The sequence below is a fragment of the Nocardiopsis dassonvillei subsp. dassonvillei DSM 43111 genome (assembly GCF_000092985.1).
GTDB lineage: Bacteria > Actinomycetota > Actinomycetes > Streptosporangiales > Streptosporangiaceae > Nocardiopsis > Nocardiopsis dassonvillei.
Genome location: NC_014210.1, coordinates 2968660 through 2990774 on the forward strand (window position 1 = coordinate 2968660; position 22115 = coordinate 2990774).

At 73.8% G+C, this 22115-nt stretch carries 15 protein-coding genes and 1 tRNA gene; 5 read left to right on the forward strand and 11 right to left on the reverse strand.

Translation table 11 applies throughout. The annotated features are described in order from the left end of the window. Nucleotides 1-271: 271 nt before the first annotated feature. Entirely contained in the window at nucleotides 272-1573 is a 1302-nt protein-coding gene (locus NDAS_RS12390) for an HNH endonuclease signature motif containing protein (RefSeq protein ID WP_013153531.1), read from the forward strand. A 524-nt stretch (nucleotides 1574-2097) separates the two neighbouring features. Here the strand turns inward: NDAS_RS12390 and NDAS_RS12395 are convergent. The 10 genes from NDAS_RS12395 to NDAS_RS12440 all read right to left on the reverse strand — a co-directional run bounded on the left by NDAS_RS12395 (nucleotide 2098) and on the right by NDAS_RS12440 (nucleotide 15234). Beyond that, on the reverse strand, nucleotides 2098-3129 hold the full coding sequence (locus tag NDAS_RS12395; RefSeq protein ID WP_013153532.1) for a transketolase family protein: 1032 nt from the start codon (nucleotides 3127-3129) through the stop codon (nucleotides 2098-2100). After that, complete coding sequence (locus NDAS_RS12400) at nucleotides 3126-4001, reverse strand: transketolase (RefSeq protein ID WP_013153533.1); 876 nt, start codon at nucleotides 3999-4001, stop codon at nucleotides 3126-3128. The genes NDAS_RS12395 and NDAS_RS12400 overlap by 4 nt, the downstream gene beginning before the upstream one ends. Nucleotides 4002-4069: 68 nt before the next feature. Continuing rightward, nucleotides 4070-5578 carry a GntP family transporter gene (locus tag NDAS_RS12405; protein ID WP_013153534.1) on the reverse strand — a complete coding sequence of 503 codons (1509 nt, stop codon included), beginning with the start codon at nucleotides 5576-5578 and terminating at the stop codon, nucleotides 4070-4072. A gap of 136 nt (nucleotides 5579-5714) precedes the next feature. Next, the gene (locus NDAS_RS12410; protein ID WP_013153535.1) at nucleotides 5715-6611 is read right to left on the reverse strand and encodes an NAD(P)-dependent oxidoreductase; all 897 of its coding nucleotides are present in this window, start codon (nucleotides 6609-6611) and stop codon (nucleotides 5715-5717) included. A 49-nt stretch (nucleotides 6612-6660) separates the two neighbouring features. Further along, nucleotides 6661-7383, reverse strand: a complete 723-nt coding sequence (locus tag NDAS_RS12415; RefSeq protein WP_013153536.1) for a FadR/GntR family transcriptional regulator — start codon at nucleotides 7381-7383, stop codon at nucleotides 6661-6663. 308 nt (nucleotides 7384-7691) lie between these two features. Then, nucleotides 7692-9035, reverse strand: a complete 1344-nt coding sequence (locus tag NDAS_RS12420) for a transporter (protein WP_013153537.1) — start codon at nucleotides 9033-9035, stop codon at nucleotides 7692-7694. Next, nucleotides 9032-10123 (reverse strand): hypothetical protein, encoded by a 1092-nt coding sequence (locus NDAS_RS12425; RefSeq protein ID WP_013153538.1) that lies wholly within the window; start codon nucleotides 10121-10123, stop codon nucleotides 9032-9034. Before NDAS_RS12425 ends, NDAS_RS12420 begins: the two co-directional genes overlap by 4 nt. After that, nucleotides 10120-12324 (reverse strand): hydantoinase/oxoprolinase family protein, encoded by a 2205-nt coding sequence (locus tag NDAS_RS12430; RefSeq protein ID WP_013153539.1) that lies wholly within the window; start codon nucleotides 12322-12324, stop codon nucleotides 10120-10122. The genes NDAS_RS12425 and NDAS_RS12430 overlap by 4 nt, the downstream gene beginning before the upstream one ends. Before the next feature lie 202 nt (nucleotides 12325-12526). Then, nucleotides 12527-14149, reverse strand: coding sequence for an FAD-dependent oxidoreductase (locus NDAS_RS12435; protein WP_013153540.1), 1623 nt, complete (start codon nucleotides 14147-14149; stop codon nucleotides 12527-12529). Between the two features lie 11 nt (nucleotides 14150-14160). Then, the gene (locus tag NDAS_RS12440) at nucleotides 14161-15234 is read right to left on the reverse strand and encodes a LacI family DNA-binding transcriptional regulator (RefSeq protein ID WP_013153541.1); all 1074 of its coding nucleotides are present in this window, start codon (nucleotides 15232-15234) and stop codon (nucleotides 14161-14163) included. Between the two features lie 209 nt (nucleotides 15235-15443). Between NDAS_RS12440 and NDAS_RS12445 the strand changes: the two genes are divergently transcribed. Next, on the forward strand, nucleotides 15444-16496 hold the full coding sequence (locus NDAS_RS12445; RefSeq protein WP_013153542.1) for a glycoside hydrolase family protein: 1053 nt from the start codon (nucleotides 15444-15446) through the stop codon (nucleotides 16494-16496). Between the two features lie 120 nt (nucleotides 16497-16616). On the opposite strand, the gene NDAS_RS12450 is transcribed toward NDAS_RS12445, so the two are convergent. Further along, nucleotides 16617-17429, reverse strand: a complete 813-nt coding sequence (locus tag NDAS_RS12450) for an SAM-dependent methyltransferase (RefSeq protein ID WP_013153543.1) — start codon at nucleotides 17427-17429, stop codon at nucleotides 16617-16619. 240 nt (nucleotides 17430-17669) lie between these two features. Between NDAS_RS12450 and NDAS_RS12455 the strand changes: the two genes are divergently transcribed. From NDAS_RS12455 to NDAS_RS12460, 3 genes are all read left to right on the forward strand, one after another. After that, nucleotides 17670-18443 (forward strand): nucleotidyltransferase domain-containing protein, encoded by a 774-nt coding sequence (locus tag NDAS_RS12455; RefSeq protein ID WP_013153544.1) that lies wholly within the window; start codon nucleotides 17670-17672, stop codon nucleotides 18441-18443. A gap of 558 nt (nucleotides 18444-19001) precedes the next feature. Next, a tRNA-Arg gene (locus NDAS_RS28580) sits at nucleotides 19002-19075 on the forward strand. Nucleotide 19076: 1 nt separating this feature from the next. Further along, a complete protein-coding gene (locus NDAS_RS12460; RefSeq protein ID WP_013153546.1) occupies nucleotides 19077-21374 on the forward strand; it encodes a hypothetical protein in 2298 nt (765 codons plus the stop codon). Nucleotides 21375-22115: the final 741 nt, after the last annotated feature.

Consider the following 22115-nt stretch of genomic DNA (forward strand, 5'->3'; position numbering starts at 1 on the left):
GTGTAGGGATGGTCGGGCTCTGCTGCGTCGACACCAACGGCAAGCAGGCCCTCCGACCTCGGGCAACGACCCCGGCCCCCGTGGTCAGCGCGGGCGACAATCGCGCCAAGGCCAAGGTGACATTCTGGGCCACATTTTCGGACGCCTTTTGAGCCCGCCCCAATTGCAGCCTTTCAATCAAGAGCGACCCCAGGAAAGAAAGGCTTCTAATTCCGGCTGTGAATAGTGGAGAAATGGCGGACGCTGGCCTATAATAAGAAGCATGGAGATGATGATCGCAGCGCCCGAGGCGGCCCCCGGGGAATGTTCCCCGGCCGTGGCCGCGCTGGCCGGTGCGCGCAAGATCATCCACCAAGCGTTGAACGCCGAAGTCCCGCCCGGAGCCGATGAGACCGCCGCGGAGGAGATCGCGGCGCTGTGGGCCCAGCTGGACCAGATCCGCTACCAGGCGTTGGCGCAAATGGCGCGCTTGTACGCGCGCGGTGAGGTCGCCCGCTACAGCGGCTACTCCACGTTGGACAAGTGGATCACCCACCGCTGTAAGGTCCCCACTGCCCAGGCCAAGGACCTGGCGCGTTTGGCCCAGCACGTGCAGGAGGAGACGCTGCCCGCCACGGTGGAAGCGGTGGAGGAGGGCGCTCTGGCCTTGGGTGAGGCGGTCGCGATCGCCAAAGCCACCGACAAAGCCGTCCAGACCCGCGATGAGGACCACTTTCCCGATGAGGGGGAGTACCGGCAGGGGTTCGAAGCGGCTCTGGTGGCCGCGAAGGCGGAGCGGCCTGCATTGTCGGTCAACCAGCTCCAGTCGGTGGCCCGCCAGGTCGCCTACCGTTTGGACCCCCACCGCCTGGACCGCGACCACGAGACCGCTCACGCCGTCCGCGGGCTGACGGTGCATGACACGTTCCAGGGCAGCTACCAGCTCCAGGCCTGGGGCGGCAGTGGGGATGCGTTGATCGTGCGCGCGGCCATCGACACCTTCACCACCCCACCCTCGGACCAGGACACCCGGTCCCGGTCCCAGCGCGAGCACGACGCGCTCATCGCGGCGCTGCGTTTTGCCACCACCCACACCGGATGTGACAACGCTCCGGCTCCATTGGCGCAGATCCGCATCGTGGTGCCCGTGCAGACCTACCTGGACGCCCAAGGCCAAGAGGTTCCCGCGTTGGACGAGCACGGTCGAGTGATCCCGGTCGGGCTGGTCCACGAACTCGCCGCCGATTCTGAGGTGGTGCGGATGCTCACCGCCCCGCCCACCGGGCAGGTGTTGGATGTGGGCCACAGCCGCCGCCTGGCCTCAACCCGCCAACGCACCGCCGCGTTCCACGGACACGCCACCTGCGCCCACCCGGGCGGATGCGAAGTGCCAGTCGCCCTCTGTCAAGCCGACCACGTCACCTCGTTCTCCCAGGGAGGGCGCACGGTGGTCGCTAACCTGCAACCGCTGTGCGGGCCGCACAACCGGGCCAAGTACCAACGCGAACTGCGCACACACCGCCAAGGACGGCGGCGGGGACGGGGAGGAGACCACCCGCCCGGCGGGGATCCGGATCCACCGCCCCGGGAATGACTCCCGGGTCGTGCCGGTCCCCGGCATGCCCGCGCCCGACAGGCGGCCCGGGTCCCGCGCCCACCGTGGTCGCTGCCACCGTCGCCCGCCCCCACCCCGGGGGGCCAGCACCGCTGCCCAAGGCCCGACAGCCCCGCCGCCTTTGGTGCCAACGCAGCAAAGCCCCACCACCCCCGAACACCAACCGTTGGTCGCCCTCCCGCACCACTACGCGGCAGCTGGTGCCACCGCCGGAGCGAGCAACCACGCGCGAACGGCAAGCGTTGACCGCTTGCCTCGCGTACCCCGCTTCCCCGAACAGGTGCGGCGGGGAGCCCCGAAGAACTCCCCGCCGCACCTTCACGGACCCCGGCTCTCTTCGCCGACCGACGGAACCAACCTCGTCACGTCATCTCGTGCCTCGTCCCGCCCCGACCCGGCTCGACTCCGACCCGGACCGACCTGCCCCGGCCCGGTCCGGACCGACCTGCCCCGGACCGATCCGGTCCGACCTGCCCCGGACCGATCCGGTCCGATCCGGTCCGTCACAACGAGGCGCGCACCCTCTCCGCGATCCGGGGCACGGACACGCCGTAGCGGTCGTAGAGGGTGGGCAGCGCCCCCGCGTCCAGGAACTCGTCCGGCAGCCCGATGTGCTCCATCCGCCGGACCACCCCGCGCTGGACCAGCGCGGAGGCCACCGACTCGAACAATCCGCCGACGACCGAGTGGTTCTCCAGCACGAACACCCTGCGGTCCCGGCCCACCTGCTCCAGGACCGTCTCCACGTCCAGCGGCTTGATGGTGGGCACGTGCAGGACCGCCACACCGATCCGGTCGGCCTCCAGCTCCGCGGCGGCGCGCAGCGCCCGCTCGGTCATCATCCCCGAGGAGACGAACAGGACGTCGTCACCGCCGCGCAGGAGCGCGGCCTCGCCCAGCCGGAACTCGTAGTCGTACTCGTCCAGCACCGTGGGCACCGCGCCGCGCAGGATGCGGGTGTAGGTCGGCCCCTCGTGCGCGATCAACTGCGGGACCGCCTGCTCGATGTCCACCGAGTCGCACGGGTCCACGATCACCATCCCGGGGATGCCCCGCAGCAGGGCGATGTCCTCGGTGGCCTGGTGACTGGGCCCGTAGCCGGTGGTCAGTCCGGGCAGCGCCGCGACGACGTTGACGTTCAGGCGCGGCTCGGCGATGTCCAGGCACAGGAAGTCGTAGGCGCGGCGGGTGGCGAAGACCGAGTAGGTGGAGGCGAAGGGCACGAACCCCTCCATCGCCAGCCCGGCCGCGGCGCCCATCATCACCTGTTCGGCCATGCCCATCTGGTGGAAGCGGTCGGGCATGGCGTCGCGGAAGACGTGCATGTCGGTGTACTTGGCCAGGTCCGCCGACAACCCCACGACGCGCTCGTCCTCACGCGCGGCGCGCACCAGGGCGTGCCCCAGGGGCGCCTGGACGGTGCGCGCGCCCTCCTCCGCGATCGAGGCGATCATGGCGTCCGACGTCAGCTTCCTGCCACCGGTGCCACCGACGCCGCCGGTGCCAGTGGTGCTGCTGCTGGTGGTGGTGCTCATGCCGTGTACCCCTCGTATCCCTGGCGCAGCTGCTCGCGCGCGGTCTGCCACTCGTCCTCGGCCACCCGCATGAAGTGCAGCTTCTCCCTGCTCTCCAGCATCGGCACCCCCGCGCCGATCCTGGTGTCGCACACCAGCGCGGTGGGCGAGCCCCGGTGCTCGCGCAGCTCGTCCAGGGCCGCGGCGACGGCGGCCACGTCGTTGCCGTCCACCCGCAGGGTGTGCCACCCGTTGACGCGCAGCTTCTCGTCGGCGGGTTCGGTGCCCATGACCTCCTGGGCGGGCCCGTCGGCCACCTGGCGGTTCATGTCCACGATCGCGGTGACGTTGTCCAGGCGGTGGTGGGCCGCGGCCTGCACCGCCTCCCACGTGGAGCCCTCGCTGAGCTCGCCGTCGGAGAGCAGGTTGTACACGCGGGCGGGGTTGCCCTTGCGGCGCAGCCCCAGTCCGACGCCCACCGCGATCCCCAGCCCGTGGCCCAGGGAGCCGCCGGAGATCTCCATCCCCGGCGTGTAGGTGGCCATGCCCGACATCGGCAGGCGCGAGTCGTCGGTGGCGTAGGTGGTCAGCTCCTCCTCGGGGATGATCCCCGCCTCGGCCAGGGCGGCGTACAGGGCGATGGCGTAGTGGCCGATGCTGAGCAGGCAGCGGTCGCGCCCCTCCCACTCCGGCTCCTCGGGGCGCAGCCGCAGGTGGTCGGCGTACAGGGCGGCGAGCACGTCGGCGAACCCGAGGGCCTGGCCGATGTAGCCCTGGCCCTGGACCTGGGCCTGGGTGAGGGCGTTGAGCCGGATGCGGTAGGCGGCGGCGCGCAGCCGTTCCAACCTGGCGGTGTCGACGACGCCTCCGGGTCTGGTGGCGGTCTGGTTCATAGGGACCTTCCTCGGTGTGCGAAGGGTGTGGTTCGGGGGGCGGCGCGTCCCGTCCGGGACGCGGGGGTTCAGACCAGCGCCCAGGTGAGGCCGACGAGGGCGAACCCGCTCGTTCCCAGGACCGTGACGAGCACGCTCCAGGTGCGCAGGGCGTCGCGCACCGACAGGCCCAGGTAGCGCGAGACGATCCAGAAACCCGAGTCGTTGACGTGGGACAGGCAGATGGCGCCGCAGCCGATGGCGAGGTTGACCAGGGCGATCTCCAGGCCGCTGTACCCGCCCGAGGCGATGGCCTCGGCCAGGAGCCCAGAGGTGGTCAGGGCCGAGACGGTGGCCGACCCCTGGGCCGCCCGCAGCAGCGCGGCCAGGCAGAAGGCCAGGAGCAGCAGGGGCAGCCCCAGGCCGAGCATGCTCTCGGAGAGCACCTCGCCGATGCCGCTGGCGGTGAGCACCCCGGCGAACGCGCCGCCCGCTCCGGTCACGAACACGACCACCGCCGCCGGGGCGAGCGCGGCGTCCATGACCGAGCCGACCGAACGCATCGACCAGCCGCGGCGCACGCCCAGCAGGTACAGGGCCAGCAGACAGCCGGTGAGCAGCGCGAAGGGCGGGGCCCCGACCATGGTCAGGAAGCGCAGGGCCGTGGAGCCCTCCTCCAGGAAGAGTCCGGCGACGGTCTGGAGGCCGATCATGAGGATGGGGACGGCGATGACCGTGATCACCGCGGCGGCGCTGGGCGGGCGCTGCGGCTCCACCCGGGGGCGGACGGAGACCTTGGCCGTGCCGGAGGCGCCCGCCCCGCCGATACCGCCCGTACCGCCGGTGCCGTCCGGGGTCCCGGCGCCGCCGGAGGAGTCCGTGCCGTTCGCGTCCTCGGAGGGTCGCGCGCCGTCCGTACCGCCGGTTCCGGGTTCACCGGTGTTCTGCTCGTACAGTTCGGCGGTGGAGGCCAGCATGGCGTACGCGCGCCGGTTGAGCAGCTTCGCCGTGTAGTGGGCGACCACTCCCACCGGGAGGATGAGCGCGGCGCCCAGGAGGGTGACCAGCCCCATGTCGGCCCCGGTGAGCACGGAGCTGCCGACGATGCCGGGGTGGGGCGGCAGCACCACGTGGATGAAGAGCATCAGCCCGGCGATGGGCAGGCCGATGCGCATGGGCGAGGGCAGGCGGGCCGCCCGCGAGAAGGCGTAGACGATCGGGACCAGGACGATGAAGGCGACGTCGAAGAAGATCGGCACCGCGATCATCGACGAGGCGATCAGCAGCGCCACGCCGACCCTGGCCGGGCCGAGCAGCGCGCTGAAGCGCTCGGAGAGCGCGTCCGCGCCGCCGGAGTGCTCGACGATGGCGCCGAGCATCGCGCCCAGCCCCACCAGGAGGGCCACGTTGCCCAGGGTGCCGCCCAGCCCTTCCACGATGGTGGGCACCACGTCCTCGAAGGGCATGCCCGTGGCCAGGGCGGTACCGACGCTGACCAGCAGGAGCGCGACGAAGGCGGGGACGTTGAAACGGATGATGAGGACGAGTAGCGCTCCGATCGCCCCCAGGGCGATCAGTGCGAGTACGAGGGCGTCCATGGGCTCGGGTTCTCTCTGTCGTGGCGGCGCGGGTCCCGCGCACCGTCCGGAAGGCGATTTCCGGGCATGCTGAGGGGACCGTCGGCGCCGCGCGGGGACGGGGGGCGGTGGGGGCCGGGTACGGGGCCCGGCGGGGTCAGTCCCGGTAGACCCGGATGACCTGGGAGTCGTCGTGGTCGAGCAGACCGGCCTCGGCGGCCCTGGTGTAGGCGCCGCGGGCGGCCAGGAGCAGCGGGGCGGAGAACCCGGCCTCCTCGGCGGTGTCGGCGACGAGCCCGGAGTCCTTGACGAAGATCCCGATGGTGCTGGTGATCTCGTCGGGGCCGTCCGGCAGCATGCGCGGGCCGCGGTCGCCGAGCATCCAGGAGCCCCCGGCGCCGCCGGAGACGGCCTCCAGCACGTCGGCGGGGTCGAGCCCGAGGCGTTCGGCCAGGGCCAGCGCCTCGGCCGCGGCGGCGATGTGCACCGAGCACAGGAGCTGGTTGACGACCTTGTAGGACTGTCCGCGTCCGGCCTGGTCTCCGCAGTCGCGGACCGTGCCCATCGCCTCCAGCACCGGCCCGCACCGCCGGAGGGCCTCGGGGTCGCCGGAGGCGAACAGGGTCAGGGCCGCGCGCCGGGCCCCGGCCACCCCTCCGGTGACCGGCACGTCCAGCAGCCGCACCCCGCGCTCGCGGGCGCGGTCGGCGACCTCGCGCACGGGGCCGGGTCCGACGGTGCTCATGACCACGAGCACCGCGTCGGCGCGCATGGCCTCCAGGGCGCCGCCCGGGGCGGTGACGGCCGCGCGCAGCTGGTCGGGGGTGGCGACCATGACGATGACGACGTCGGCCTCACCGATCCCCGCGGTGTCGGGCTGGGCGCGCAGGCCCTGGTTCCGGGCCTCCTCGCGGCGCCGCGGCGAGGGGTCCACGCCGACCACGGTGTGCCCGGCCGCGGCGACCTGCAGGGCCATGGGCAGGCCGATGGCGCCGACGCCGACGAACATCACGGCCGTTTTCGGGCATGGCTGTGGAACTGGTGTGGTGTCCATGTGTCTTCCTTCTCCCCCGCGGGGGTGTCTCGGGCCGGGCGGTGTCCGGCTAGCGCCCGTCGGCGGGCGCGGCGCCCTCGGTGATGCGGCGCCACAGGGTGAAGTGCTCCACCATCGCGGCCGCGGCGGCGCTGCGGTCGTGCGCCTCGACGGCGTCGACGATGGGCGTGTGGACGGTGTCCGTCCTGCGGGGTCCCTCGGCGCCGCCCCCGGCGGCGCGGGCCTCGATGTCCAGGGCCAGGGCCCGTTTGTGGGCGAGGACGTCCTTGAGCGCCAGGCTCATGCCGTCGACGAAGAACTCGATCACCGGGTTGTCGGCGATCTGGAACAGCTTCTTGTGGAAGGCGTAGTCGGCCTCGTGCCCGGCCTCGGCGTCGCCCGCGGCGGTGGCGCGGACCATGTCCTCGACGTGGCCGCGCAGCACGCGCACGTCCTCCTCGTCGGCGCGGTCGGCGGCCTCCTGGACCACGGCGACCTCCATCATCTCCCGGGCGCGTTCGACGCTGCCGTCGTCGATGTGGCCGAACTTCGACATCAGGCCGAACAGGAACTGGACGAAGGAGGCGTCGGGCTTGGTGAAGAACGTTCCCGCCCCCTGGGTGCGGCGCACCATGCCGAGCATCTCCAGGCTGCCGAGGTTCTCCCGGACGGTGGCCCGGCTCGTGCCCAGCCGCTCGGCCAGCTCCCGCTCCGTCATCAGGCGCGACTCGGTTCCCGAGGCCCGGGCCTCCGGCGCCAGCGCCTCGACCAGGGCGTCGAAGTTCGTGTCCACCGCACCTCCTGATTGGCCTGACCAATGCGAGGAAGCGTACAAGTCGCAGGTCGCGGGCGTCAATGGATTGGTAAGGCCAATATTTCCGCCCTGTGAAGGCCCGGTGTCGTGTACCACCCCGAAGGGCCGATGCCGTACCACCGCGAAGGCCGGCGCCCGCCCGGATCCGGGACCGGGACGCCTCCCCCGCCACGGGTGTCCACAGCCTCGACTCCGCACCGGACGGGCCCCGCGCACAGCGCGGCGGGCAGCCCCGAAGGACTCCCCGCCGCTCCCTCGGGCCCGGCTCACGCCCGGCCCCACCAGCCTCACACCAGGTACAGGAACACCGTCAGCACCAACCCGGCGACGGCGATCACCCACGTGTAGGGCAGCGTCGAGAGCATCGACCGCTCCGGGCGCACCCCCGCGTACTGCGCGCTCCACACCGTCTGCGTGCTGGTGGGGTCCGACACCCCCAGCACCTGGCCGTAGGAGGCCATCAGCCCCAGCACCGCCGGAGCCGGGTAGATACCGCCGGAGATGAGCACACCGGCCACACCCGCGCCCAGACCGAAGATGTTCATCGGCCCCCGGTACAGGGCCAGCGGCACCAGCACGGCGAAGACCAGCACGAACAGCCACGGGCTGCTGGGGCTGATCGCGGTCACCACCGGCGTGAGCGCCGAGACAGCCCCGGGCAGGTTCACCGCCGCCAGCAGCATGCCGATCGCGATGAACAGCACGATGGGCGGCGCGGCCACGTCGAAGGCCCGGTAGAGCGTGCGCAGCGCGGTGGAGGACATCTCCCGCCACGGCACGGCCGTCAACAGCGCGAAGACCACCCCGGCCAGCAGCGAGGGCACGATGGGCACGTGCAGCCCCAGCGCCAGCACGATCGGCACCAGCGGCGTGACCAGCGCGTACCAGGGCGCGTCCCCCCGCCGCCTGCGCCGCTCGGCGGCCCGCTGGCGGCGGCTCGGCGGCCTCGTCCCGGCGCCGCCGGAACCGCTGCCCCCGGCCCCGGCCGGGACCCGCACCGCCCAGGTGTGCCGGGCGCCCCTGCGGCGCATCTCGATGAGGATGTAGGCCAGCCCGCCCGCCAGCGCGATCGGGAACAGGCGCAGCTGGAAGTGCTGGACGGTGGAGACCGGCACCCCGATGGCGTCGGACAGGAACTGCCAGTTGATCAGCTCCAGGGGCAGTCCGGCGGCGATGCCCACCAGCACGGTCCCGGCCGCGACGGTGGGGGTGACCCCCACCGCGATCATCGCGGGGATGCCCACCACACCGGCGAGCATGGCCGCGGGCGCCGAACCGGTGATGCTGCCGCACAGGATCGCGACGACGAAGACGCCGACGGCCACCAGCGAGGGGCGTTCACCGCCGAACTCCACGATCTTGCGCACGAGGGTGGAGGCGATCCCCGCCTCGGACATCAGCGTGCCCAGCCAGCTGCCCAGGAGGATGGCGATCATGGTCGCGGCCAGGCGCGGGGCGCCCTGCTGGACCACGGTCCCGGTGACGCTGCCCTCCTCCCCCACGAGCGGGGCGCCCGCGATGAGCGCGATCGCGACGGAGAGCAGGACGAGGGCGAAGGCGGTGGGCAGGCGGCGCGTCAGCATCAGGCCGACGCCCACCGCCATGGCGAGGAGGATCGCGAAGGCGGTCACGGGCGTTCTCCGGGGGAGGTTCGCGGGGCGGGCCGGTCGTGGCCCGTACCCCGGTGGGCAAGGGTGGCGGCGATGGCCGCGGTGAGCGCGATCGGGCTGCGGCGCAGCCCCGCGCGACGGCGGGCGTAGGCGTGCGCGGCGATCTCGTCGGCGCCGACCACGTGGCCGCGCAGGCGCAGCGGCCCCAGGCGCACCAGGACGTGGTCGAGTTCGCGCCGCAGCGCGCGGCCCCGTCCGTCGTGCAGCATCCGGTGGGCGTGCTCGTGGGCCAGCGCGGTCTCGCGCAGGGCCTCGGGGGTGAGGTCGCGGCCCCACCCGGCGTCGCGGGCCACGCGGTGGGCGTGGTCGAGGGCGTCGGCGTAGACGACCACCCGGTCGCCGGAGGCCCGGTGCAGGTACTCGGCGAGCAGGACCTCGCCCGGACGCAGCCCGCCCGAGGCCCGCTCCTCCACACGCAGGTCCGAAGGACCCGTGCGACTCGGAGCGCTCACCGCACCCGAGGAACCCGTGGCACCCGGGGCACCAGAGCCGCTTGGGACCTCACGGGTGTCTGAGGCGCCTGACCCGCTTGGGACCTCTGAAGCACCCGAGCTGCATGAGGTCCCTTGAGGGCCCTCAGAGCCCCCTTTGGCCCCCGTGCTCCCTCCCGTCCTGGCAACCCCGGCGGGCCCAGCGGCCCCGGGGTCCCCGGACGCTCCGGCACTCGCGGCGTCCTCGTCGGCCATGCGCTCACCGAAGCGCAGCGCCGTGGCGGCCCAGGACAGCAGCAGGTCTCGGCCGCGGCCCTCGTGGGTGGCGGTCAGCGCGAGCAGGTCGGCGGCCAGCTCCTCCTCGGAGGCGGCGCCGATGCGCGCGTACTCCTCGGCCAGCTCGGGGGCGACGCCCGTGTCGTGCCCGCCGGGCGCCTGCGCCCGGTCCCCTGTTTCCCTGCGGTCCGGGCGGTCCGTGTGCCACGGGGGTTTCGGTCGGCCCGCCCGCCCCGGCGCCTCACGCCGGGGCGCGCGCTCGGCGCGCCCGGGGCGTTCCGGCGGGCCGGACGCGGGGGAACGCGGTTCGCGGGCCGCGCGCGGCGGCGTGTGCGCGCTCACCGCCGCTTCTCCATGACCGCGATGACCGTCTCGTCGGGGGCGCGGCGGGCGATCTCCGCCGAGGCCAGCGCCACCAGGTGCCCCGGGTCCAGCACCCCCGACAGGTCGGCGAACTTGGGCCCCAGCAGCAGCCACACCGCCGGGGGCAGCGCCCCGCCGTCGCCGTAGGCGGTGCGCTCGGCCACCAGGTCCTTGAGCCGCCCCTCGGCCTCGGCGGCCACCAGCGTGTCCACCAGGGCGTCGGCGCTGTGCAGGCGCACCACCCCTTCGGCGTCCACGACCCGGACGTGGGTGCGTTCGCGGGCGAAGCGCCCCAGCGGCCCGCCGGGCCTGCGCACCAGCCCGAACACCCGGTACTGACCGTTGGCCGCGTACTCGGTGAGCTCGGCCGGTGCGGCGCCCAGACTGGCCGCCGCGGCGGCCCGCGCCCCGGCCTCGGCGTCGGCGGTGGCGGTGCGGTCCTTGGTGCGCAGCTCGGTGGCCCCCGTGGCCACGGCCGCCACCAGGTTGCGCTGGGGGTCGACGGTGACGTCCACCTCGATCCCCGCCGGGTCCGCGCCCTGGCGCAGCACCGCCTGCTCGGCCTCGGCGCGCACCGCGAGCACGTCGGCGTGGGTGGCGCCGGGGATGATGCGCTCCACCGACTCGCGCACCAGCGCCAGCGCCACACCCAGGGGGCTGATGACCTCGCTGTGCGCGGCGATGCGCGCCTCCAGCCCGGTGCGCCGCCCCAGGTAGGGGGTGACGGTGGCCGCGCCGCCGCCCCCGCCGACCAGGGTGCACACCTGCCGGTCCAGGCCGTAGTCGCCCGCCATCTCGTCCACGACCGCGGCCACGCGCTCGGTGGCCTTGTGCAGCACCGCGCGGGCGGCCTCCTCCACCTCCACGCCCAGGGCCTCGGCCAGGGGTGCGAGGGCGGCGCGGGCCGCACGGGCGTCGGCGCGGGCGTAGTCGCCCTCGGGGACGAGCCCGGCGGCGTTGGCGGCGCAGGTCACGGTCAGGGCGAAGCGCCGCCCGCCGCTCTCCAGGACGGCGTGGTCGCCCGGGTCGGAGGCCATGGGGCTGATCCGCACCAGGCGGGCGCCCTCCAGCTCGGCCGGATCGGCGAAGCAGGCGTAGGGCAGCCCGGCGATGTGGGCGCTGCGCGGTCCCACGTCGGTCAGGCTCGCCCGGCCGGGGCCCTCGCCCCCGCCGACGCGGACGAGGGAGCCGCCGCCGACGCCGACGGTGCGCACGTCCAGCGCCGACAGGTAGGTCTCCTTGCCGCCCAGGCGGGCGTGGCGGATCTGCACCCGCCCGCGCCGGATGACGCTGATGTCGGTGGAGGTGCCGCCGGTCTCCAGGAACACGCCCTCGCTGACCTTCTCGCCCATCAGGGCGCCCGCCACACCCGCGGCGGGCCCGGAGAGGACGGTGAGCAGGGGGCGGTGGCGCATCTCGGGCAGCGACATCACGCCGCCGTCGCAGCGCATGACCATGAGCGGGGCGGTGACCCCGGCCTTGTGGATGCTGCGCTCGACCAGGTCGGCGGTCTGGAGCATGCGGGGCATGACCCCGGCGTTGAGCGCGGCGGTGCGGGCGCGTTTGCCCAGACCGTAGAGCTGGGTGATCTCGTGGGTGACGGTGACGGGGATCCCGCGGGCGCGGGCGGCCTCCAGCACGGCCAGCTCGCCGCGGGGGTCGTCCACGCTGAAGGGTTCGACGGCGACGACGACCTCGGCGCCCTCGGCGACCACCTGGTCCACGCTGGCCAGGGCCGCGCCCTCACGTTCGGGTTCGCGCAGCGCGGCGTAGCGCACGGGCAGCGGGTGGCCCGAGTCCAGTCTCAGTCTGCCCAGGGAGCGCAGCCTGCGGGTGGCGAAGGCGTCGTAGCCGCTGCCGACGCCGACGATGCCGATGGTGGCCACGTCGCCCTCCAGCAGGGCGTTGGTGGCCTGGGTGGTGCCGTGGGCGAGGAAGCCCACGTCCTCGGCGCGCACGCCGATGTCGCCGAGCAGGCGTTCCAGCGCGGTCATGATGCCGTGGGCCACGCCGTCGGCGTGGTCGTGGCTGGTGGGCACCTTGACCTGGCCCAGCAGGGCGTAGGTGGTGGCGCTGACGGCCACGGCGTCGGTGAAGGTCCCGCCGACGTCGATGCCGATGCGCACGGGACCGGGACGGGAACCGGGGCCCGGGGACGGGGTTGGGGTCGCGTCGCTCATGGTCACCCCTTCTGTGGGGAGTCGGGCGGTGGGGAGTGGGACAGCGGGGAGCCGGGGCGAACGCCCGGGCCGGAGGAGGGCGCCGCGCGCGGCGCCCGTCGGTAGCGGTGGCCCGCCCGTCGTCCGCCCCGGCGGGCGGTGGCGGACGACGGGCGGGCCGAAGGCCCCGGGAGGCGCGGTGCCCGCCCCTGGTGCGGGCAGGTCAGTAGCCGCGCACGTCGGGCCAGCGGCGCTCGACGCCGGTGCGGTCCAGCACGGCGGTGAAGGCCTCCAGCAGCTCGTCCTTGGCGCGCACGGCGTGCGGCGTGGTGCCGTGCTCCAGGGCGAAGGCGGCCAACCGCCCGGCGGCCTCACCGATGTTCCACTCCACCGGGTGCAGCCGGAAGCAGCCGTTGGTGATGTGGGTGGTGCCGACGTTCTTGGCGGCGGGCAGCAGGTTGGTCTCCCGCTCGGGCAGCAGGGCCCCCAGCGGGATCTCGAACGGGACGCTGGCCACGTCCACGTAGTTGTCACCGCCCGTGGAGGGGTGCAGGTCGATGCGGTAGCTGCCCACCCCCACCGAGTCGTGGCGGCGCACGATGCCGTGCGGACCCAGCAGGTCCAGGGACACGTCGTGCTCGGTGACGGTGGTGACCGCCCGGATGCGCCGGGACTCGCGCACGTAGGCGGCCTTGGCCAGACCCGTCTCCGTGCCGGTCACGTCGGGCCGCGGTTTGAGCCCGGGGAAGCCGGTGCCGCCGTCGGCGCGGGGCGCCTCGGTCTGGAGCCAGTACAGCACCGACAGCGACAGCTGGCGGGCCTCCTCGTGGGCCTCGCGGACGGTCCGGGCGTCCACCAGCCCCTCGATCTCCAGGGCGGGCTTGAGCCAGTAGTCGTTGAGCGGCCAGTTGGCCAGGGTGATGTCGGAGTCGAAGGCGCCGGGCAGGTGCATGCGCCGGGCCAGGATGCGCCGGAAACCCCACAGCTCCTTGTCGCCCGCGTCCGCGCTCTGGTCGGCGGCCACCGCGAGCGGGTCGGTGTCGGGGTTGGGCACGAACGTGCGCGCCACCGGCTCCAGCGTGCGCGGGTCGGGCGCGGAGAAGCCCAGCAGCGGCCCCGGCCAGAACTCGGGCGTGTAGGAGCGCCAGAAGTCGTACATCGCCGGGCGCTCGATGGTGTGGTCCTCGCCCTGGTGGTGCGACATCGCGAAGCAGTAGGTGATGCCCTGCAGGTTGGTCGGGTCGGCCACCTCGGGGGCGTGCGGCTCGCCGTGCTCCGAGCGCGCCTCGGCGCCGGTGACGTGGTCCAGGCCCGCCATCGGCAGCAGGTCGCCGTTCTCGGTGGCGTCCAGGACGTAGGCGGCGCTCACCGTGCGGCGGCGCCCCCGCTCGTCCTCCAGCTCCACCGCGCTCACCCGGTCGCCGTCGGTGTGCGCGGCCACCGGCCGGTGGCGCAGCAGGACGGTCAAACGCCCGGCCGCCCGGTGCGGGCCCACCATCTCCTCCAGCACCGCCAGGGCCACACGGGGCTCGTGGCACAGCTTGCTGACCCGGCCCGCGCCGGGGTTGAGGGTGAGCGAGGAGGCGGCCTCGGCCCGCAGCGGGTAGGCGCGCCGGTAGTGGTCGCGGATGCCCTCGCGCAGGCGCCGGTAGGAGGCGGTGGAACCGAAGCGCTCGATCCACGGGTTCTCGTCGGGCGGCACCGCCTGCGCGGTGAGCTGTCCGCCGATCCAGTCGGTCTCCTCGGTCAGCACCACGCGGCGGCCGGAGTCGGCGGCGGCCAGGGCCGCGGCCACACCGCCCAGCCCCCCGCCGACGACGAGGATCTCTGTGCTGGTCTCGGTCATGGGAGCCTTTCTCAGATGTGTCGTGTCCGGGGCGCGGCGAGGGTGCCGCCCTCCACCGGCTCGCAGGGCAGCAGGCGCCGGGGCGTCTGCCCGTGGGCGCCCGCGATCAGTTCCAGCAGCAGACGGACCGCGTCGCGGCCCATCGCGCGCAGGGGCGCGTCGAACCCTCCGTAGGCCGCGCCGCCGCCCGGAGCGCGGCCCCGGGTCCCGGTCGGCGCCCCCAGCAGGGCCAGGGAGATGTCCTCCGGGCAGCGCAGACCGGCCCGGTCCACGGCGGCGGCCAGGCCGTCCAGGGCGGCGCCGGTGTCGGTCTGCTCGACCACGACGGCGGTCACGCCCTCCTCCAGCCAGCGCCGCAGCAGTCCGTCCAGGTCGGAGCCGTCGGTGCGCACCACCAGGCGCGCGGTGTCGATCCCGGCCTCGCGGGCGCCCCGCAGCACACCCCGCTCGCGGTCGGTCGAGGCCGGGGCCTGGTCGTGCTCGCGCAGGTAGCGCAGCTCGCGGTGGCCCAGACCGGCCAGACGCGCCACCACCTGCGCCGAGGCCGAGACGTAGTCGGCGCCCACGTAGGGCACGCCGGGCTCGTCGCGGCGGCCGATGTAGACGAACGGGAAGCCGTCCTCGACCAGACGCCGGATGGGCTCGTCGGGCACGTGGCGGCCGAAGAACAGGCAGCCGTCGGCCACGCGCACCCGCCGCACCGCGGCCGGGTCGTCGGCGCTGGCGGCGGCCCGCGCGGACCCGGTGAACAGGATGAGGTCCTGCCCCTGGGCCGCGGCCTCCTCCTCCACCCCGACCAGGACCGGGTAGTAGGAGTGCGCCACGTCGGTGGGGAAGGTGGCGCTGAAGGTGTACAGCCCCAGCATCGCGTTGCTGGCCGAGGCCAACCGGGTGGCGACCGGGTCGGGAACGTAGCCCAGCTCCTCGGCCGCGTCGAGCACCCTCTGGCGGGTCTCGCGGGCCAGGGACATCCCGGTCGGAGTGCCCCGCAGCACCAGCGAGACCGTGGCCTGGGAGACCCCGGCCACCCGCGCGATGTCGGACTGGCGCGGGCGTCGCGGCCCCGCCCTCCTGACGTGCGTCACCTGTTTCTCCTCCTGCGTGCCGTGTTAATGCGCATTAGTTGACGACTGTGAGCCGCGCCACGGCAGATGTCAAGAGGATGAGGGGCGGATTTCCACCCGGAAGCAGGATCTTTCGTTAATACGTATTAGAACCTTGACCGACGCATCGGCGCTGGTGAAGACTCTGGGCCTCGGAGCCTCCCCCCGACCCGCTCCGGAAGGGAACCGTCATGTCCCACGACGCTCACCCCCGCCGCTCCACCGCCGCCCCCGACCGCCGCACCGTCCTGCGGAGCGCCGGCGCCGCCGCGGCGGGCGCCCTCCTGGCCCCGGGACTGCTGCCCCCCGCGTCCGCGGGCGCCGCGACCGCGACCCCGGCCGCCGGCGGAGCCGCGGCGGCCGACGTCCTGCCCGCCTACCGGTTCCTGCGCGAGGCGCTCGACACCGCCGAACTCGGCTACAACCCGACCGGGGAGCTGATCTTCCCGTGCCTGCGCGGGACCGCGGGCCGCCTGTCCGACCCGCCCGGCCGCTTCCTGCTCTACTACGCCCCGCACGAGAGGCCCGGCGGCATCTGCCTGGCCTACGCCGACAGCCCCGACGGGCCCTTCACCGAGTACCCGCACAACCCCGTCGTGGCCAACGTGTGGAACCCGCACTACGACGTCAGCCACGTCTCCTCGCCGCACGTGATGTGGAACTCCGAGCACCGCGAGATGTGGCTGTACTTCCACGGGGAGAACACCACCACGCGGCTGGCCCGCTCACGCGACGGCATCGACTTCACCTACGAGGGCGTGGTGCTGACCACGGCGATGGTGCCGGGCACCACCGAGGCCTCCTACGCGCGCGTCTTCGAGTACCGCCTGCCCGACCGGGGCGCGCGCTACGTCATGGTCTTCATGCGCAACGACACCAGCAACCACCGCTCCATCGGATGGGGGTGGTCGGCGGACGGGATCACCTTCGACTTCGACCCCGACCCGCTCGTGTACCACGCCGACGTGGGGGTGTCGGACCTGTCCGGCCCGCACGTGGTCGAACGCGCGGGCAGCACCTACGTCGCCTACCATACCGACCTGGGCGACATCCGCCTGACCGAGGTGGGGCGCGACTTCGGCCTGCGCCGCCACCTGGGCACGGTGCACACCCCCATGGCCGGACCGCCGGACTCGGGCCGCAGCGCGGCGCCCTCCTTCGGTTCCGACGGGGGCGTGCAGTACATGTTCTACGAGGCCGGGCACCGGCTCGGGGCGACCATCGCCATCGCCCGCGCAGACTGAGCCGCGCCGCGACCGGGGGCCACGGCCGCCCCCGCCCCGGAACCGGGCCCCCGCCGGCCGGACGCGCCACGGCGCCCGGCCGACGGGGAGCGGGCGCCGTGGCCCGCACCCCCGGGAGGGTCAGGCCTTGCGGGCCACGCCGCAGTACTCGGCCACCGGACGTGCCCCGCCCACCTCGGCGGGGGCCGGACGCCACAGGGAGCAGGAGACCACACCCGGCTCCAGCAGCTCCAGCCCGTCGAAGAGCGCGCCGATCTGCTCGGCCGTGCGGATGGTGAGCTTGGGGGTGCCGCGCTCGTTCCAGGCCGCCGCCACCTGGTGGGCGCGTTCGCGGTCGATGTCGTCGGTGGGGTGGGACAGGACCAGGAAGCTGCCCGGGGCCAGGGCTCCCAGGAGCCGGTCCATGATCGCGCGGACCTCGGCGTCGTCGGCGACGAAGTTGACCACGCCCAGCAGCATCAGCGCCACCGGCCGCTCCAGGTCCAGGGTCCGGGAGGCCTCCCGCAGGATGGCCTCGGGGTCGCGCAGGTCGGCGTCGACGTAGTCGGTGACCCCCTGGTCGTCGCCGGTGAGCAGGGCGCGGGCGTGGGTGAGCACCAGCGGGTCGTTGTCGACGTAGACGACCCTGGACTCGGGCGCCACCGACTGGGCCACCTCGTGGGTGTTGTTGTGGGTGGGCAGACCGGTACCCACGTCCAGGAACTGCCGGACGCCCTCCTCCCGCGCCAGGTGGGTCACGGCGCGCACGAGGAAGCCCCGGTCGGCGACCGCGTTGTCCACGATCTCGGGGAAGAAGGAGCGGATCTGCTCGCCCATCTCCCGGTCCACCGGGTAGTTGTCCTTGCCGCCCAGCCAGTAGTTCCAGATCCGGGCGTTGTGGGGGACGGAGGTGTCGATCCGGGGGGCGGAAACCTCAGGGTTCTCAGGGGGCACGGTCCTGCCTTCTACGCTCGTTCTGGGGAGAAAAGGGGCGTACCCGGACAAGTAAAGGGCTCCCGAGGCCCACCGGCAAGCTCCCCCGGGCGTGTCCCCCCGACCACGGAACCACCGCCCCGCCCACCCCTCCCCCACCGCCGAAAAGCACTCGTGCCCCCGCCCCGCGGCCGATAGCGTGCCGGACAGCGCCCCCACCAGCGCACCCAGCACCCAGCATCCGACAGAAGGGAGCCGCAGGTGAAGCACTCCAGCCCCGAGTTCGCGCGGATCGCACACGAGGGAACCGTCCTGCGGTGCCAGGTGGGCTCCGAGGCCCACGGCCTCGCCCTGACAGGCCGGGCCGACCGCGACGAGATGGGCATCTGCGTCGAACCCCCCGAGTACGTCATCGGCCTGCGCCCCTTCGAGCAGTACATCCACCACACCCGCCCCGAACACACCCGCTCCGGCCCCGACGACCTGGACCTGACCGTCTACTCCCTGCGCAAGTGGACGCGCCTGGCCCTGGACGGCAACCCCACCGTCCTGCTCCCCCTGTTCGTCCCCCCGCACGAGATCGTCGCCATCACCCCCACCGGACACGACCTGCGCGCCAACGCCGCACGCTTCCTCTCCCGCCGGGCGGGCCAGCGCTTCCTGGGCTACCTGCGCGCCCAACGCGACCGCATGCTGGGAACCCGCGGCGGCAAACACACCAACCGCCCCGAACTCGTCGAACAGCACGGCTTCGACACCAAGTTCGCCTACCACATGGTCCGCCTGGGCATCCAGGGCGTGGAACTGATGGAGACCGGCCGCATCACCCTGCCCATGCCCGAACCCGAACGCACCTGGCTGCTCGCACTGCGCCGCGGCGAGCACAGCCGCGACGACGCCCTGGACCGGGCACACGAACTCGAACAGCGCCTGGCCGAGCTGTGCCGGACCTGCGACCTGCCCGACGAACCCGACCACGCCTGGGCCGACCGCTGGCTGGTCAGCACCTACCGACGAACCTGGGCCCAACGCTGACCCCGCCCCGCGACCGTGGCCACGACCACGCTGGTCACAGCGGCCACCCGACGCGGAACCGGCACGGGACCGGGATAGGGTGAACCCCCGAACAGGTAGGCGCCGCTCCCGGCTCCTCCGGACGCTCCCCGCACGGCGGACGCCGCGCACCGCGCCCGGAAACAACGAACACTAAGGAAACACCATGGTCGGAACCATCGCCTTCGTGCTCATGATCGTGGGCCTGACGATGATGCTCGCCACCGGGCTCATCGCGGCCGTGATCAAGACCCGCTAGGGCAGCACGACCCGGCTCGGTGACGGGTGCGTCCCCACGGCCGCACCCGTCAGACCGTCCCTCCCGCACACCCCACAGCCCCGAAAAACACTTTCGGCCCCCACCCCCCGACCACTACCGTGATCCCCGCGGACGACGTGCAGCCCAACAGCAGAGCACCCGGCTCGGGACTCCCCCCGCGGCGGCCTGTTCCGCCACGTCGGCCGACCACCGGACCACGGCACGCCGACCCCCGCACCGGAGCACCCGCTCAGCACCGGGGGACACGCGCACCGCCCGGACAGCGTGTGGCTCAAACAGTCAGAGCACCCGGCTTCGGTCCGGGAGGGTGCGGGGGCAGGTCCCGCCACGCTGGCATGGACGACACCACCCCCCCGCACGCCGACCGGGGCTACGCCGCCGGACGGCTGGCCGAGGAACTCACCACCGCCCTCACCCACCAGGACGCCCGCGTCCGCCAGGCCGCGCGCGCACGCGTCGACTCCTGGGAACGGGTCGTCACCGGCATGGGGGACGGCACCCTCACCATCGGCTCCCGCACCCCCGTCAAGGACCTGCCCGCCTGGGTCACCCCCGAGGTCGTCCACGGCGGCTTCGCCACCGGCCTGCCCGCCGCGGGCGGCCCCCTGCGCCCCCACGAGCGCGAACTCGCCCGCCGCCGCGGCCTGCCCGAACAGCGCGCCGCCCTCCACGCCCACCACCTCACCGAGCGGGGCCTGGCCGACCTCGACACCCTCCTCGACAGCGGCGAGTACGAACTGGACCTGCCAGAACAGGCCGTACCGCTCACCGCCGCCTGGCTGCTGCGCAACGGCGACACCGAGGCCGCCCTGCACCTGCTCGCCACCGTCGAACCCCTCGCCGACACCCTGTGCCTCACCCCCCGCCCGGCGCCCCGCCAGGACCTGCCCGCCCGCACGGTCTTCCGCCAGAGCGTCGGCGACGCGCGCCAGGCCCTGGCCGAACGCGCCGCCCGCGACCCGGCCACCAGCCGCCCCCGGGCCCAGCAGGAGGCCCTGGCCGTGTGGAACCCCTTCGCCGACCGGGTCCTCATCCACTGGCTGGAGACCGTCCGCGACGGCCGCGCCGACGCCCACCGCCCCACGGGCTGGACCCGCCGCGGCGCCGCCCTGCTCGCCGAGTACGAACGCCTGGCCGCCGAGCACACCCTGTGCACCAAGCACCGCAAGCCCAAGGAGAACCTCGCGATCCTGCTCGCCGCGCTGCGCGAGGCGGTCGCCGAGCCCGGCGCCGAACTCACCCCCCGCCGCCGCGGCCTGCTCCGCCACGCCGTGGACTCGATGGTGGCCAAGCGCGGCCTGCCCGGCTCCGAGCGGCACACCGCCCTGCGCGCCGGACAGGCCGAGCACGCCGCCCGCCCCACCCACGACGTGCTCGCCGCGCTGCTGGCCGACCGGCTCGCCCCGCTCCCCCAGGCCATCGGCACCCCGCACACGGCGAAGCTGCTCACCCCCGTCTCCGCCGAGGAGGCACGCGAGCGCACCGTGCCCGAGGGCTGGCCCATCCCCGGGGCCCTGGGCGACGTCGTCCGCAGGGCCACCGCCGCTCCCCTGGACGACCTGGTGGAACTCGGCGTGATCCCCTCCGCCGAGGTGATGGCCGAGGTCGTGCCCGCCCTCACCGCGGAGGCCGAGGCCGCCTCCGCCGCGGACCCCGCCCTGGCCCGGCTGCTCGCCGCCCACCACCGGGCGTTCAGCCGCAGGCGCTCCCTGCTCCTGCTCAACCTGCAGAGCCAGGTCCGCGCGGACGAACTGCCCTGGACACGGGCGCTGCTGGCCCACCGCTCCGGCCCCGAGGCGCGCCGTGAGACGGTGGCCGAACTGCTGTCCGCACTGGGCTCCTGCGTGCTCACCCACTTCCCCGGCACGATCGTGCCCAACCCGATGGTGAGCCAGCTGTCCGCCCTGTCCCGCTCCGCGGACCTGCGTCTGCCGCTCGTGGAGGAACTGGCCGCCGACATCTTCACGGGCGGGTTCTCCCCCAAGTTCACGCGCGCCGCCAAGGCCGCCGCCGCCCTGCTGGGCCAGGGCCTCTACAACCGCTACTACGGCATCGACCCCGACCGGGTCCTGGCCCTGGAGGAGGAACCGACCCGGACCGGCGGCGGGGCCACGGACTTCGCCCGGCTGTGCCGCGAACGCGCGGGCGACCCGCGCCGAAGCGTCGTGGGCAACGGGATGGTCATCGAGCAGGCGCAGATCCTCACCACGCACAACCTGGCCGTCCTGGTCGGGGCCGGGGCGCGGCCCGCGTGCGGGTGGGCGGAGCTGGCCCGGCGCGCCCACACCCTGACCGTGCGGACCGTGGAGAGCCTGCCCCGGGTGTTCCCGCCCCTGCCCCACGTCAAGAACGCGGCCTTCGCCTGGCGGCAGACGGTGTTCTTCCTGTCCCTGTGCACCGAGGCAGAGCAGCGCGAGGTGACGGCGTGGATGGTGGGGCTGGCCCCCGACCAGCCCCACCACACGCGCGAACGCCTGGAGCCGGTGCTGGCCGGACTGCGCCGGGTGGTGGAGGGAGAGCCCCTGGAGGAGACCGGGGCCCCCACGGGAAGGCGCCGCTTCCTGGGCTGGGCCGGGCGGCACTGGATGCTCCAGATCGCCCCGCGGGCCCTGCGCGGCGCGGACCGTCCCTGAAGTCCGGCGCCGCGCCGACAGCACGGGGTGACCGGTGCGGGGCATCCGTCCACGCTGCCCCGCACCGGCGGTACGGGCGCACCCGCACGGATCCATTTTACGGACTCGGGGGGAAGGGCGACCAGCGGTCCGGGAAATTCGTGCGGTGTTCGGTTCTCCGAAGGGAGGCCGCTCCGGTCGCACACCAGGCGGAGGGTGGCCGATTCCCAGCCCCTTCCTCCGGTTGCCAAGGTTTGACACCGAACACCGTTTTCATGTGCGTTGTTACTCTTTGTTCACCCTTTGTGATAATACAAGGAAGCTCTACCTTTATGTCGTAGATTTCTAGTCGTCGAAACCCGTGCGCCCCCCGGACACGGCGCTCCGCCGCGCGGACGCACCGCGGACCTGGGGCCGACCCGGGCCGCCTGGCAGGTGTGCACGCGGCCCGGTCGGCCGTGGTCCGTTCGGGTTCGCAGGGGAAGGTCGGGGCTCGTTGGCGCGGCTGGCATGGACCCGGGGACGCCCGGGTACGGCCCTGAAGCCGCCACGGAGTCCCCTGGAGCGCGGGCGTCGGCTCCGTCTCCGACACGCTCCCCCCGACCAGCCGCGCCGGTCCGGTGGGTGCCGCCAGCATCCAACGGCACACCCCCGACGGACAACCCCAGCGGCACCCCGGGGCACAGGCGTAGGCACCCTTCCCTCACGCGGGCCACGGCCCCAGGAAGGTTCAGGGCCGGTCGGTAGCACACTTGTGAGGGC

What these genes read in the sequence shown, in the direction of transcription:
- NDAS_RS12390 (WP_013153531.1), top strand. Translation starts at nt 272, where the DNA reads ATGATCGCAGCGCCCGAGGCGGCCCCCGGGGAATGTTCCCCGGCCGTG.
- NDAS_RS12395 (WP_013153532.1), bottom strand. Translation starts at nt 3,129, where the DNA reads ATGAGCACCACCACCAGCAGCAGCACCACTGGCACCGGCGGCGTCGGT.
- NDAS_RS12400 (WP_013153533.1), bottom strand. Translation starts at nt 4,001, where the DNA reads ATGAACCAGACCGCCACCAGACCCGGAGGCGTCGTCGACACCGCCAGG.
- NDAS_RS12405 (WP_013153534.1), bottom strand. Translation starts at nt 5,578, where the DNA reads ATGGACGCCCTCGTACTCGCACTGATCGCCCTGGGGGCGATCGGAGCG.
- NDAS_RS12410 (WP_013153535.1), bottom strand. Translation starts at nt 6,611, where the DNA reads ATGGACACCACACCAGTTCCACAGCCATGCCCGAAAACGGCCGTGATG.
- NDAS_RS12430 (WP_013153539.1), bottom strand. Translation starts at nt 12,324, where the DNA reads ATGAGCGACGCGACCCCAACCCCGTCCCCGGGCCCCGGTTCCCGTCCC.
- NDAS_RS12435 (WP_013153540.1), bottom strand. Translation starts at nt 14,149, where the DNA reads ATGACCGAGACCAGCACAGAGATCCTCGTCGTCGGCGGGGGGCTGGGC.
- NDAS_RS12445 (WP_013153542.1), top strand. Translation starts at nt 15,444, where the DNA reads ATGTCCCACGACGCTCACCCCCGCCGCTCCACCGCCGCCCCCGACCGC.
- NDAS_RS12460 (WP_013153546.1), top strand. Translation starts at nt 19,077, where the DNA reads ATGGACGACACCACCCCCCCGCACGCCGACCGGGGCTACGCCGCCGGA.